Consider the following 12,672-nt stretch of genomic DNA (forward strand, 5'->3'; position numbering starts at 1 on the left):
TCCCCGACACGGACGGGCGCGGGCCTGTCCGGGCTTCGGGAGCGGGTGCGGGGAGCCCCGGCGAGGTGAGCTCCGGTCGGAGCGGCGAGGCCGCCCCTGCCCGGACTCTTTCATGGAGCGGGGTGCCGGGGCACTGCGAATATTCGGCAACGAACCGCCCCGAATCTTGCCGGATCCGGCCTCCAGCCTGCCCGCGCTGGACGCGGGACGCCCAAAGGGGCCGTCAGGGGGCTGTTTCCGACGGTGTGGTTGGCCCCACCAGAACGGGGTGAGTTCTAGAAATCACCCCGCTCTGGTGGGGCCAAAGAAGGGCTTCGGCGCGAATTCCGTGATTCGGTGACTGTCAGCATGAGGCCGCCGTGAGAAAGCTCAGTAAGGCGCCGATTTTCTCGTGAGCCGGGAGCCAACTCTCACCTTCGAGGGTGCGCGGGTAATTCTCGGGAGAGTGCGGGGCCGGGGATGAAGTGTCATGACGGTCAGCACTCGCCAGCTGAGGTGCCGGCTTCTCGAACTCGACCACGCCCGGTCGAGCGCCGAGGGGGCCGAGACAACCCTGAGCAGATGATGGCGTTGGGGCCGATCTGCCACGATGTCAAGACACGTGGCTCCACTCGGTACGAACTCCAGCAGAATCCGTTCAAGGTCGCCCCCATGGCCTACTAGCGGGCCATGGGGGAGGCGAGTACTGCAGCCGCCTGGCAGCGTCCCAGGTCGGGCGGCAGAGTGCTGCTGGAGTATTACGACTCTGTGTGTGCCCAAATTCCGCTCCAGGAGGCGCGGATCTCGGTGACATCCAACTGCTGAAGCACCGGGAGCTGATCCAGGAACCGCGCGTCCCCGTATGCGGCCTGCTTCGCCTCCAGCGCTTGACCAGCGGTCGCGACGAACGACACCCAGCGCCGTCGGGATGTACACGACCCGCACCCGGTCGTCGCGGTACTCCCGTTCGAGCTTGCCCTCCACCCGCGTGCCGATGCGGTGGTCGAGGGAGAGCCGGACGATCACCTGGTCGAGGATCTCGCGCTCGGCGTCGCTCATTGCGTCGATCTGCCGCTCCGCGACCTCGTGCAGGACGACGTGAGCGCGCCACGGGCCGCGCTTCGGTGCTATCAGGCGGCGCCCGGCGTACGAGGGGCATCGGGCTCGCCCAGACCGTGCCGGGCCTGGACCTCCGCGTACCAGGTGACCGACGACAGATCGGTGCCCTCGGCGCGTGGTTCGGCAGGGCGGCCTCGACCAACACCTTGCTCTCGGCCGGTTGCCGCCTGCCCGGTTGTTCCGATGGTCCCTGGCCATTCGCCAGTCAGCAGACCGCACGCACACCACAAGGACGTGCTCCGCTCGACGACGACAAGAAATGCCGCTCCCCCGCCACGGGAAACCCGCTGGCCAGAGCCCCACCAGCACCACATAGAGTGAACACGTTCAACTGGGGAGGGAACCCGCAAGTGAAGCACCACCGCACCACCGCCGCCGTTCTTCTGGCCGCCGCCGTCATCACGGCCGCCACCGGCTGTGGCACCACCACCGACGCCGGCACCAAGCCCGCCGCCACCCCGTCCAAGCAGACGGACCCGTTCACCGGGCTCACCGCCGCCCAGATCGAGCTCGAGGCCCGCACCGCCACCGCGGCGGCCAGCTCCCTGCGGATGAACGGCACCATCTACGCCGACGGGCAGAGCATCGACGTCAACCTTGCCCTCGACACCAAGGGCAACTGCGTCGGCAAGCTCGCCCCCGGCGAGCTCGGCACCCTCGACATCATCAAGAACGGGCCCACCGTCTACCTCCAGGGCGACGAGCGCTTCTGGCGCAACTCGCTGGCGAGCGCCAAGCGCAACTCCATGCCCCGCGCCCAAAGCGACGCCCTGATCGCGAAGTTCCAGGGCAAGTGGATCAAGGCGACCCCGGCGATGGCGAAGGCCATGGGCACCAACGTCTGCGACCTGTCGCGCCTCACGGACATCCTCGACGGCGACGGCGGCCTCAACCCCGACGTCAAGCGCGGCGCCGACATCACCGAGAACGGCCAGCCCGTCGCCGTCGTCTACGAGCGCGAGGCCGGCAGCGACGAGGTCACCACCATCCACGTCGCCAAGAAGGGCAAGCCCTACCCCCTGCGCGTCATCACCACCGGCGGCATTGACGACGGCGACCTGTACTTCAGCGACTTCGACCAGCCCGTCGACGCCACCCCGCCCCGACCCGGCCAGCTCCTCGACCCCACCAAGACCGCCGGCGTATAGCCCGACAGGCCACCGGCGTCGAGGTTCTGGGGCGCGCACGCGAAGGGCCCGCTGCGAGGATAGGGCGGGCCCGGGCGGCGCGGGGCGGTCGTCAGGCGCCATCTCCGCGCGAGCGGAGACGAGTGCGTCGGGCCCGGGCGGCACCGGTTCACCCCCGTCTACGCTGCGGACGAAGGCGTGCGACCGAGATCGGACAGTACCGAGGTCCGGGTGCGCCGCCCCAGGGCGAACAGACCAGGACGGCGCGCGTTCGTCTCGGGGAACCATGATGCGTCCCGCAGTGCGGTACCCGAAGCCACGCACCACGCCGGCACCTCGAACAAGGGCGCGCATCACGATCATCACGTTCCGCACACCGGTCCGTGCGAGGAGTCGTAGCCTCCAAAGGTCGGCACCGGCTGTCAGGGCCGTGCTGGAGGAGGAGTCGTTGTGGACGCAGAACACGGCGCGCGAGCCGGAGTGGACGCGGCGGGCCGGGAGGAGATGCATTTCGTTCATCCGACGGCCGACCGGGCGGACGCGGTCGAGGTGATGACGCCGCGGCGGATGCGGCGCCGGCTGCCGGCTCTGGTGGTGCGGGTGTTCGTCCTGGCGTGGGGCGTGGACCGGCGCGGCACCGTGGCGCTGCTGGTGTGCCAGGCGGCTTCCGGGCTGCTGGCCGCGCTGGGGCTGCTGGCGACCGCGTCCGCGCTCACCACCGTGGTGGCGGCGGCGTCGGACCCGTCCCAGGTGTCGAGGGCGGTGCCCGCAGTCCTGGTGCTCGCCGGTGCGGCCGGCGCGCGGGCACTGCTGTCCTTGGCGGCCCAGGGGCTGGTGCAGCGCCTGGAGCCGCGGGTCTACCAGGAAGCCGGGCTGCGGCTGATGCGCGCCGGTTCGCGGACGGAGATGGCGGTCTACGACGATCCGGGCTTCGCGGACCGGTACGAGCAGGCCGAGCGCGGGGTGGAGGAGGCGCAGGCCGCGCTCGGGCAGGCGCAGCACGTGGTATCGGCGGTGGCGGGGCTGGCGGCGGCCGCGGCCGTGGTGGCGACGCTGTATCCGCTGCTGCTGGTGCTGCTGGCGGCGAGCGCGGTGCCCAGGGTATGGACGGCGCTGCGGGCGGAGCGGATCACCTACGTGTCGATGGCGGACATGTCGCGGGATCGGCGGGTGCTGTACGTGCTGCGGTGGTGGCTGGTAGGTCGGGACCAGGCGGACCAGGTCCGCACGGACACGGTGGCACCGGTGCTGCTGGAGCAGTACCGGCGGGCCGGGCTGCGGGTGCGGGCCACGACGGACCGGGCGGTGGCGGCGCGGCTGCGGGTCGGTGTGGTCGGCGCGCTGGTGTCGGGGGCAGGGACCGGGGTGCTGTGGGCGGCGCTGCTGGGCCTGGTGGTCACCGGCCGGGTCAGCACGGCGGTGGCAGGGACGGCGGTCCTCGCGTTGCGGGAGGCCGGGTTCGCGGTGCAGAGCCTGGTCACCCAGGGCAGCGCCCTGATGCTGTCCGGCTTCTTCATGGACGACTGGGACCGCTTCGTGAAGGCCGCGGACGAGCAGCGGGTGGACCGGACCCGGGGCCGGCGCGAACCGCGGCGGCCGGGACGGATCAGCCTGGAGGAGGTGGTGTACCGGTATCCGGGGGCCCTCGAGGACACCCTGCGCGGGGTCGACTTCGAGGTGCGCGCCGGGGAGGTGGTCGCGGTGGTCGGCGAGAACGGGTCGGGGAAGTCCACCCTGATGAAGCTCCTGTGCGGGCTGAACCTGCCGACCGGCGGCAACGCATGCTGGGACGGCGTGCCGGTGGACGAGTACGACGCCGAGGCGCTGTGGCGGCTGTGCGGGGTCGTTCCGCAGGAGTTCGCGCGGTGGCCTATGCCGGTGCGGGAGAACATCACGCTGGGACAGCCCGACAGGGACGGGGACGCGGCGGTGTGGCGGGCGGCGAAGTCATCACCCGGCTGCGGTCCGGTCTGGACACGCTGCTGGCGAAGGAGATGTGGGGAGGCCAGGCACTGTCGTCGGGACAGTGGCAGCGGATCGCGCTCGCCCGGGCCCTGCACCGCGGCTCCGGCCTGCTGGTCCTGGACGAGCCGACGTCCGACATGGACCCGCGCGGCGAGCACGCCGTCTTCCAGCGCCTGCGGGACGCCGCCGACGGCGCCGCCGTGGTGCTGGTGACCCACAACCTGGAGAACACCCGCATCGCGGACCGGATCTACGTCCTGGACCGCGGCCAGGTGATCCAGCACGGCACCTGGGACGAACTCCCCGAGACCGAGGGGGCGTTCCGGGAAATGCTGATGCTGCGCACCGACCGGCCGGCGGCCGGGGCGGCGGCGCCCCGGCCGCTGCCGGTCACCGGGAACGGTTCGTGACGTGCCCGGCGGTGCCCTTGGTGAGCAGGTCGGCGACCGCGCGCGCGATCGGGTAGCCGGTCCCGTACTCGACGAACGCGAACTGACCGTTCGGGTTCGACTCCAGGAACCACCACTGCCCGTCCGCGTCGACCATGAAGTCGAAGTCCCCGTACAGCAGCCCGAAGGAGGCCAGGTAGGCGAGGACGCCGTCGTGGATGGTGTCCGGTACGTCGATCCGGGTGTAGGAGATCCGGTCGGTGTGCTGGTAGGCCCGCCAGTCCGTGACCTCGCCCTCCCGGCCCGACGGGGAGTTGATCCGCGCGCCGAACACCTGCTCACCGACCACGATGATCCGTACCTCGAACCGCGGCACGATCAGCCGCTGGAACTGGCACACCGCCTGCGCGACCGTGTCGTCCACCTCGCCTGGCGGGACCTCCCAGGTGTAGACGATCAGGGGACGGCCCGGAGCGCCGTCCGCGTCCCGCTGCGGCACGCCCCGCAACGTTTTGACCACGGACCGCTCTTCTGTGACGAACTCGCGGGCGTCATCGGGGGAGTTCGTGATGAGGGTGGTGGGAACGCGCAGGCCGCTGGAGTGGGCGACGGTGAGCTGGAGGGGTTTGAGGCTCGCGGTCCGGTTGAGGTCGGGCCGGTTGAGCCACAGTGCGTCCAGGGAGTAGAGCACGCCGTAGAAGCCCTCGTAGCACTCGTTCGACGCCCACTGGGCATCCTCGGGCCGCATCCCCGGCGCGCCGGCCTGCGGGGGGTTCGGGCGCCGGTTGTAGACGGCCGTCACCTCGGCCAGGTCCACCTCTCGGTGCCCGGTCTTCAGCCGGCCGCGCCACTTCCCCTGCTCGAACCGTCCGCTCATCTCGACGGAATGCGGGAGGTCCCCCGGGTCCAGCCGGACCACGGGGGTTCCCGCCTCACCCAGGGCCCGGATCACCATGTCGGCGGTCGGGTCGAGGGAACGGGTGAGGAGCAGGATCATCAGTCGGTGTCCTCCGTGTTGATCGCGGTGGTCGTGTGCGCGGTGGCCGCCAGGGCCTGGGCGTTGGTGTCCAGGAGCGGAACCCCGCCCAGCTCGGACATCTGTGTCTGCGGGTTGAGGCTGACGCCACTGAGTAGCGGCCCGTCCTCGAACGGGTAGGGCGCGGAGCGCCTGAGCGCGAACATGGTGGTCCTCCTCCGGAGCCGGTCGCGGCGGTTGCCGACGCCTCCAGAATCCAACGCCCCGGCCCGGGGGAGAACGGCAGACTAGGTAGGCAGATTACGCACCCCGCCCCACTGGATCAGCCCCCGTCCGATGACCGATCAGAGGGACGAGTTGAACGCCAACGACGCCTTACGCCACGCCCGCGCCAGCCACGACTGGACCCAGGACCAGACCGCCGAGAAGGTCCGCACCTGGCTCACCGGCCACGGCCGGCCTGCCGCCCCCGGATTCGACGCCCAGACCGTCTCCCGCCTCGAACGCGGCGTCATCCGCTGGCCCCGCGCCGACATCCGCGCAGCCCTGCGCGCCGTCTTCGGCGCCGACACGGACACCGCCCTCGGCTTCAGCCCACGCCGCGCCACCCGCACCCCGTCCGTAGCCGCCCCGGACCCTCAACTTCCCCAGATGGGCGGAGCGTTTCCCGCCCAGGCGCTGATACCAGCCCCTAGGCTGAGAGCCATCGAACGAGAGGACGGTGACGACCCTTTGCGGCCACGGAAGCTGCTGCTCGCGGGCCTGGCCGTCACGGCCGCCCCGTCCCGGCTCACCGCAGCCGGAGCAGCACCACCCAGCGAGGCGTTGCTCGGGGAACTGATCGTCACCCGCGTCCGGGCCGCCCTACTCGGCCCCGTCCCCGCCCCCACGAGCCCGCCTGCACCGGCGCCCTCGCCGCGCACCTCACCCACGCACGCGCCGACTTCGACGCCTGCCGCTACACCGCCCTCGCCATTCGGCTGCCCCGCCTCATCCACACCGCCCGCGCTCTCACCACCGCCACCGACCACTGCACGCTCCTCGCCAGGGCATACGTGCTGGTCACCCGCACGCTCGTGAAGCTGGACGCGATCCAGCTGGGGTGGCTGGCCGCCGACCGCGCCCGCCACTTCGCGGAGACCGGAGGCAACGCCCTCACCATTGCCGAAGCGGCCGGTCAGTCGGCCGTCCTCGCCAGGAAGAGCGGCTGGCATCACGATGCCCTCTCGATCGCCCTGGCCGCCGCCGACCTCCCCAGTCTCCGCACAGCGGGACGCGCCGGAACCGCCGCCCGCGGCCGCCTGATCCAGAATGCGTCGTACACCCTCGCGCGCCGGGGCGACCGGGACGGTATGCGCGCACTGACCGACGAAGCCGCCGCCATCGCCAGCGAGCTCGGCGACACCCCTGTGCACGGCGACCCCGGCGGCGCCTTCACCCCCGTCACCGTCCAGCTCCACCGGATCAGCGCCGAGAACCACGCCGGAGACCCCCTCACCGCGCTCGCCGCCGCCTCCGCGATCCCGCTGGAAGCACTCCCCAGCCTCGAACGCCGCTCCCGCGCCCTCGGCGACATCGCCCTCACCTGCGACCGTCTCGGCCGCCGCACCGACTGCCTGAACGCCCTTCTGACCGCAGAGCGCCTCGCCCCGCAGGAGACGCACGCCCGACCCGCCACCAGGTCATTGATCGTCAGCCTCCTGGGCTCCGGACCCACCTCTGCGGACCTCCGCGGCCTGGCCGCACGAAGCGGCGTGGACTGACCGGAATACGCGCAGCACACCCCCTGAAGGACGGCTGCCACGGCGGCGCCGGACCGCGCCCGCGAAGATCTCAGCATCCATCGACGGCGTACGAGGCGGCCTCGAAGGCGAGTTCCGTGCCGAACTCGACGCCGCATTCACCGACCAGGAACGCGCCGCCGTCGACGACGGCCAGAGTGCACTTGATCGCCTCCGCGAGCGCCTCGCCGAAGTGGCCGCGCCGGCCGGCCAGACACCGAGCGAACTCCGCGCCGAACCCGTGGCGGCGACTGGCTCGAAGACGAGATGACCGCGCTGAGACGCTCTGGCGTCGACATCTTGGTCTGCGCACTCACCAGGCCCGAACTCCACGACCTCGGCCTTACCGAGGAGTCGCAGGCAGCTGCCGCGGCCGGGCTGCGGTTCGTGGCCGTCCCCATCACCGACCGCACCGTCCCCGAGCTCGCCACGGTCCTTCCCACCCTGGACACGCTCACCGAACAACTCCGCGAAGGCGCACACATCGTCACGCACTGCCGAGCCGGCATCGGACGCTCGTCCCTCCTTGCCGCCGCACTCCTCATTCTCGGCGGCATCGGTCCTGACATCTCCTGGAACCTGATCGAACGCGCTCGCGGGCTCGCCGTCCCCGACACCGCTGAGCAGCGCGAGTGGACGATGCAACTGCGCAAAGCTCCATGATCTTGTCGGCGGATGATGATCGACACAGGACCCGCCGAGAACTGACCGAGGGCGAGGAACTGTCCTCCGTCTTCCGCGGGCCAGGCGGGTCCGTATCGTGGGCGCGAAGGTTGCTCGCATGTTCGGGGGTTGGGTGCGTATCGCAGATCACGCCAGGTGGGACCGGGGCTTTCCGGTGAAGTACCTCCTGGTTCAGGAGGACGAAGACGGCGTGGAACAGCTCTGGGGGAGGTGCGCGGGTGTTGAAGGGTTGTTCGTCGACCCCCTCCCGCCGTCACGGGAGGTTCTCACCCTCCGTGGATGCCGCTCCGACGGTCTCCTGAGCGAAGTCCTGGCCGAGCCTGACGTCTCGCTCCGAGGTCTGGGCGACGTGTGCGTCGAGGTCTGGGACGACGAGAAGCCCGTGCAGTGGTGGACTCTCGTCGATGCGGTGGTGGTGGCTCATCAGCCCCACCCGGACGACCCAGCACGGCACGACATCGTGCTCGGCGCCGGCGTCAGGAGCGAGGAGAGCTTCTTCGAACTGCCTACGGCTCCGCGCTTCGATCTTTTCGCCGGAACGACGACCGCTGCGGCAAGCGCAGGCCGCTGCTCTGGCGTGGACGGCCTGTTCAAGGCGCGAGTGGATCCGGCGCCCGTACCGATGGAGCTGATCGGCTGCGAGCCTGCGGAGCCCCTACTCGCGGCGCTGCGGCGCCCTCGTCGGTCGGAGCGGGACTGGGCTTACCTCCTGGTGCTGGATCGCCATGGTGTCGTGATGGCCTCCCGCGCCGTGGGCCTGGCCGTCACTGGAGCGCGACCGTCCGTGCTCGGAGGCACGCTCGTCGATATCACCCTCACCGATGGTGGAGACGATCGGCCATCGTTGGCGGCCCGCCCGATCTGGGCGGAGTGGTATCAGGGCCCGCCGGCACAGCCCAACATGTGGGCTCCGTACGACTCGCAGGGCAGGGCCGCGTGGTTGGACCTCGCCACCCGTGCCTGGCGGGTGCCCGCGCCCCGGCCGGATCGGTCCGGCGGTGAGCACCATCTCGACGGCCGGTTCGTCACGGACGTTCCCGGGCTGCACTGCGCGATTGCCGAGGCCCTGCTCGGGCCCGGCCGCTACTACGGGCGGGAGTGGGACGCCTTCAAGGACTGTCTGAGCGGTGGATTCGGAGTGGCCCCTCCCTTCACCTTGACCTGGCACGACTCCGAGGTCGCACGCCGCGCGCTGGCGGACGTCGTGGAGGATCTGGAGGATGGTCTCTCCTACTTCGAGGACATCGTACGGCTGCTTGAACGGTGCGGCGTCACGGTCGTGCTCCGGTGAGCCGCAGGCGGGGGCCGGATACCCGCCGGACCCGTTCACGACGAGGACCTCGCTGACCTCAAACGCGACATCGTCCGCGACGTCACCTCGACCAAGATGTTCGGCGCCCGCCCCGCCCCCGTCGGCATCTTCCCCACCGTCCACGAACAGGCCGACCGCCGCCTGTTCCCCCTCTCCGCGCACCTCCTGCGGCAGGGCGACGCCGCCGAACACGTCGCCCAGCTCGTCCACGAAGGCACCGACGACGACGGAGCGATGCTCTTCGCCTCCCTGCTCTTCCTCGCCGACGAACTCGAAGGAGCCAGGTTCTGGTGGGGCTTCGCGGCCGGCGCCGGCAACGGCGTCGCCGCCAAGTGTCTCCACCTCTACCACCTGTCCCGAGGCGAACTCCGCGACGCCGACCACTGGGCCCTGGAAGCCGAGACCCGCGGACGTCCCCACCGTCCCCCCGCGCGGCCACAGGACGCCCCCTGCGCCACGAGGCCCTGCGGGCGGCCGTCCGCCGACTCGAAGTCGACGCCGCCGAAGAAACCGGCCACAGCCGCGTCCTGCGCCCCGCCCAGGACCTCGCCGACCGGATCGAAGAACTCGCCGACGCCCTGTAAGCACGATGGCCCGCCCCAACGGGCGGATTCCAGGGGTCGTAGCAACACAGTGATCAACTGGCTGTGGCCAGGAGCTTAGCGAGACGCTCGGCTGGGGTTTCCCAGCCGAGCGCTTTGCGTGGCCGGCTGTTCAGCTCGGCGGCGACGGCCGCCAGGTCCTCGGGGGTGTGAGCGGCCAGGTTGGTGACCTTGGGGCAGTGTTGCCGCAGAAGGCCGTTGGTGTTCTCGTTCGAGCCGCGCTGCCAGGGACTGCGGGGGTCGCAGAAGTAGACGGGCATGTCCGTCGCGGTGCTGAACTGCTTGTGGAGACGCATCTCGGAGCCCTGGTCCCAGGTGAGCGAGCGCCTGAGCGGGGGTGGGCAGTGGCGAGACGGTGCGTATGAGCGCGTCTCGCATCTGGGCGGGCATGCGGCCGTCGGGCAGGTGGACCAGGGCAACGAAGCGGCTGGAGCGTTCGACCAGGGTCCCGATCGCGGACTTGTGCCCCTTGCCGATGATCAGGTCGCCCTCCCAATGGCCGGGGACCGCTCGGTCGGCGACTTCTGCCGGACGTTCGCTGATCATCACCATGTTGGGCGACCTGCAGGGCTGACGCTTGGCGGAGTTGCGGTGGGGGGGCCGGCGGGAGCGTCCGGTCCGCAGGCCCCGGGTCAGTTCCCGGCGGAGGTCTCCGCGGCCTTGGACGTAGAGAGCCTGGTAGATGGTCTCGTGGGTCACGTGCATCTCCGGCTGACCGGGGCGTGCCTTCAGAACCTGGCAGATCTGCTCGGGACTCCAACGGCGTTCGAGGTGGTGCTGGATGAAGTCGGGCTGTTCACGAGTGTGCCTGATCAGGGGCCGAGGACACCGGTTGAAGATCGCTTCCCACTTGGCCGTAGATCGTTTCCCAGCACCAGACACCCACCAGCTGCCCACGTCCCCATCACCACACGCGGTCTCGCCACTCTTCAGCGGGGATGCAGCCTTCGGTGACATCACAGCAGCGCTCGGCCCAGATGGAGGCGACCAACACCGGCCGGCTCAGGACGACGTCCCCGGCACGCTGGGCGCGGAGGACAAGGCCGAGCGTCTCGGAGCCTGGATCCGCATGCTGGGAGTACCGCAGGTCGTGGCCGTTCTTGGACGTGTACTCGGCGAAGGCTTCCTCAAGTCTGGACGGGACGCGACCGACGAGCCGAAGCCCATCCAATGTGACCTGTGGGCCGCGAAGTGCGTTCACGGCCACGCAAGCCAGGCGGCCGGCGTCGTAATAGGCCGTCACAGCCGGCGCGACGTGTGCACCGACGAGAGCGAATTCCGAGCTCACCACGGGGCTGCCGTAGCCGCCACGAGTGGAGAGAGGGCTCAACACGTCTGCGACTTCTTTTGCCACTTCGTCGTGCGAAAGGCCGAACCGTAGCGGCCCGACACCCTCGCCGGGGAACATCTCCCACTGAACTCGGTCAGCTTCGTCGACAACCACCCAGACGCCCACCCTCCACACCGCCTCACCTTGATCTTTCAGCTGCCTGCAAGGCTGCACAGGTTATCGATCTCCCCGCGCCCAGAGACTTCGGGTGTCCATCTGGTGTCGCCGGGCACGTGGACTGCTTGAAAACAGAAGTCCTAGTGGTAGCGCTGGTGATCTGCTCGGCGTGCGTGGGCAGCGTGTACGGCCCGCTGCCTCACTGAGAGGTCCCAACCACTCGATCGCGGAACTGCTGGAAAGCGTGCCAGCCCGATGTCTGCCCTGGATTGATCAGGTCCCCTTCGGCGCAGTCGAGCGCCTTGCACCGCAGAGCATCGGCAAGACGGAGGACGGGCGTCAGCACGTCGTCTCCGGAGCCCCGAATGTGGAGCATGACGGAGTCCACCGGGTCTTCCGAGCCGATGTTGAGCTCGATGGACCACGTGGGGCTGGAAATTTCACCCCACGCGGGGTCCGAGAGATCAACATCGGGAACGGCCTGGGTGACAGCCGCGAGAACGTCGTCTCGCCGGCCGAGCGGGTCCGGGGTGTAGTCGGCGGGGATCTCTTGCACCGAGGTGACGTCGTCGGGCAGGCGTAGGAGGATCACGTCCCAGCTCATGATGGCCTTCCGGGTAGGACTTGAGTAGCGGTTGCGGTGGGTCAGCTCAGGCTGGCTCTGTCGGGAGCACGGGATGTTGCCGACTGCTGTCAGTACGAATACAGCGCGGTCAAGGCGGGGAGCCTGCGAGCCATCTCTTCAAGATCGTCAAAATCGAAGTCCCAGGCAGGGTCCAGGTCCGGGTGCCGGATGGTGAAGGCGTCGGCGGGAAGTTCCTGGCCGGTGGCCTTCTGGTGGGCGTTCCAGGCGATGCTCAGCATCTCTTCACAGCCGAAGATTCCTTCAGGCGCGGCAGCGCGGACGTCAGGGAGTACGGCAAGCGTGTCCGGGTCAGCAACGGCTCGCTCGAATACCGTGCGGCCTTGCGCGATCAGCCAGCCGCCGAAGTAGTCGAAGCCATCGTCCGAGCACCCGCCGTTGAGAACGTAGGCGGCGGCCCACAGCGGATTTTGGTAGGAGTCGGCCATGAGATCCCAGAGGATCTGCTGTGCTGCGGTGATCTCTGGTGACGAGCGGCTGGCAAGCAGGTCGGAGGCGCAGTCGGCGATGCCGGAGGCGTCCTTGGTGTCGAGCGCCGGCTCGCGGGCTTCCTCGATCAATATCCAGAACTGCTCCCTGTCCATGGCCGCGAGCATGCCATCACGTACTGACATCGACCTCCAGGGACAGTGACGGTCAGGGGACGCG

The 12,672-nt window shown here is 69.9% G+C and carries 11 protein-coding genes and 3 pseudogenes; 8 read left to right on the plus strand and 6 right to left on the minus strand.

What is annotated here, in order from left to right; genetic code table 11:
* The first annotated feature begins 1,448 nt into the window (after positions 1-1,448).
* The 4 genes and pseudogenes from AB0Q96_RS36545 (at position 1,449) to AB0Q96_RS36560 (ending at position 4,600) form a co-directional block, all read left to right on the plus strand.
* A complete protein-coding gene (locus AB0Q96_RS36545; RefSeq protein ID WP_365333204.1) occupies positions 1,449-2,246 on the plus strand; it encodes a hypothetical protein in 798 nt (265 codons plus the stop codon).
* 159 nt (positions 2,247-2,405) lie between these two features.
* Positions 2,406-2,507: pseudogene (locus AB0Q96_RS36550) on the plus strand (IS5/IS1182 family transposase); the annotation flags it as partial.
* Positions 2,508-3,740: 1,233 nt separating this feature from the next.
* Positions 3,741-4,130: pseudogene (locus tag AB0Q96_RS36555) on the plus strand (ATP-binding cassette domain-containing protein); the annotation flags it as partial.
* Between the two features lie 89 nt (positions 4,131-4,219).
* On the plus strand, positions 4,220-4,600 hold the full coding sequence (locus AB0Q96_RS36560; protein WP_365333206.1) for an ATP-binding cassette domain-containing protein: 381 nt from the start codon (positions 4,220-4,222) through the stop codon (positions 4,598-4,600).
* On the opposite strand, the gene AB0Q96_RS36565 is transcribed toward AB0Q96_RS36560, so the two are convergent.
* Positions 4,581-5,576 carry an MvdC/MvdD family ATP grasp protein gene (locus AB0Q96_RS36565; protein WP_365333208.1) on the minus strand — a complete coding sequence of 332 codons (996 nt, stop codon included), beginning with the start codon at positions 5,574-5,576 and terminating at the stop codon, positions 4,581-4,583. The two genes, AB0Q96_RS36560 and AB0Q96_RS36565, sit on opposite strands and share 20 nt — an antisense overlap.
* Positions 5,576-5,761: a hypothetical protein gene (locus AB0Q96_RS36570; protein WP_365333210.1), complete on the minus strand. Its 186-nt coding sequence runs from the start codon at positions 5,759-5,761 to the stop codon at positions 5,576-5,578. The genes AB0Q96_RS36565 and AB0Q96_RS36570 overlap by 1 nt, the downstream gene beginning before the upstream one ends.
* An 849-nt stretch (positions 5,762-6,610) precedes the next feature.
* On the opposite strand from AB0Q96_RS36570, the gene AB0Q96_RS36575 reads away from it, so the two are divergent.
* The 4 genes from AB0Q96_RS36575 (at position 6,611) to AB0Q96_RS36590 (ending at position 9,995) form a co-directional block, all read left to right on the plus strand.
* A complete protein-coding gene (locus AB0Q96_RS36575; RefSeq protein ID WP_365333212.1) occupies positions 6,611-7,318 on the plus strand; it encodes a hypothetical protein in 708 nt (235 codons plus the stop codon).
* Positions 7,319-7,603: 285 nt separating this feature from the next.
* Entirely contained in the window at positions 7,604-7,999 is a 396-nt protein-coding gene (locus AB0Q96_RS36580) for a tyrosine protein phosphatase (RefSeq protein WP_365333214.1), read from the plus strand.
* Between the two features lie 175 nt (positions 8,000-8,174).
* Positions 8,175-9,311 (plus strand): barstar family protein, encoded by a 1,137-nt coding sequence (locus tag AB0Q96_RS36585; RefSeq protein ID WP_365333216.1) that lies wholly within the window; start codon positions 8,175-8,177, stop codon positions 9,309-9,311.
* A gap of 96 nt (positions 9,312-9,407) precedes the next feature.
* A complete protein-coding gene (locus AB0Q96_RS36590) occupies positions 9,408-9,995 on the plus strand; it encodes a hypothetical protein (RefSeq protein WP_365333218.1) in 588 nt (195 codons plus the stop codon).
* Here the strand turns inward: AB0Q96_RS36590 and AB0Q96_RS36595 are convergent.
* From AB0Q96_RS36595 to AB0Q96_RS36610, 4 genes and pseudogenes are all read right to left on the minus strand, one after another.
* A pseudogene (locus AB0Q96_RS36595) lies at positions 9,970-10,720 on the minus strand (IS30 family transposase); the annotation flags it as partial. The gene AB0Q96_RS36590 and the pseudogene AB0Q96_RS36595 sit on opposite strands and share 26 nt — an antisense overlap.
* Before the next feature lie 118 nt (positions 10,721-10,838).
* Positions 10,839-11,378, minus strand: coding sequence for a hypothetical protein (locus tag AB0Q96_RS36600; RefSeq protein WP_365333220.1), 540 nt, complete (start codon positions 11,376-11,378; stop codon positions 10,839-10,841).
* A 202-nt stretch (positions 11,379-11,580) separates the two neighbouring features.
* On the minus strand, positions 11,581-11,985 hold the full coding sequence (locus tag AB0Q96_RS36605; RefSeq protein WP_365333222.1) for a hypothetical protein: 405 nt from the start codon (positions 11,983-11,985) through the stop codon (positions 11,581-11,583).
* An 89-nt stretch (positions 11,986-12,074) separates the two neighbouring features.
* Positions 12,075-12,608: a DUF4240 domain-containing protein gene (locus AB0Q96_RS36610; RefSeq protein ID WP_365333223.1), complete on the minus strand. Its 534-nt coding sequence runs from the start codon at positions 12,606-12,608 to the stop codon at positions 12,075-12,077.
* Positions 12,609-12,672: the final 64 nt, after the last annotated feature.

Origin of the sequence: Streptomyces sp. NPDC093111, from assembly GCF_040683955.1 — a bacterium.
GTDB lineage: Bacteria > Actinomycetota > Actinomycetes > Streptomycetales > Streptomycetaceae > Streptomyces.

Coding starts and splice junctions, on each gene's coding strand:
- AB0Q96_RS36560 (WP_365333206.1), top strand. CDS start 4,220: ATGTGGGGAGGCCAGGCACTGTCGTCGGGACAGTGGCAGCGGATCGCG.
- AB0Q96_RS36565 (WP_365333208.1), bottom strand. CDS start 5,576: ATGATCCTGCTCCTCACCCGTTCCCTCGACCCGACCGCCGACATGGTG.
- AB0Q96_RS36570 (WP_365333210.1), bottom strand. CDS start 5,761: ATGTTCGCGCTCAGGCGCTCCGCGCCCTACCCGTTCGAGGACGGGCCG.
- AB0Q96_RS36580 (WP_365333214.1), top strand. CDS start 7,604: ATGACCGCGCTGAGACGCTCTGGCGTCGACATCTTGGTCTGCGCACTC.
- AB0Q96_RS36590 (WP_365333218.1), top strand. CDS start 9,408: ATGTTCGGCGCCCGCCCCGCCCCCGTCGGCATCTTCCCCACCGTCCAC.
- AB0Q96_RS36605 (WP_365333222.1), bottom strand. CDS start 11,985: ATGAGCTGGGACGTGATCCTCCTACGCCTGCCCGACGACGTCACCTCG.
- AB0Q96_RS36610 (WP_365333223.1), bottom strand. CDS start 12,608: ATGGACAGGGAGCAGTTCTGGATATTGATCGAGGAAGCCCGCGAGCCG.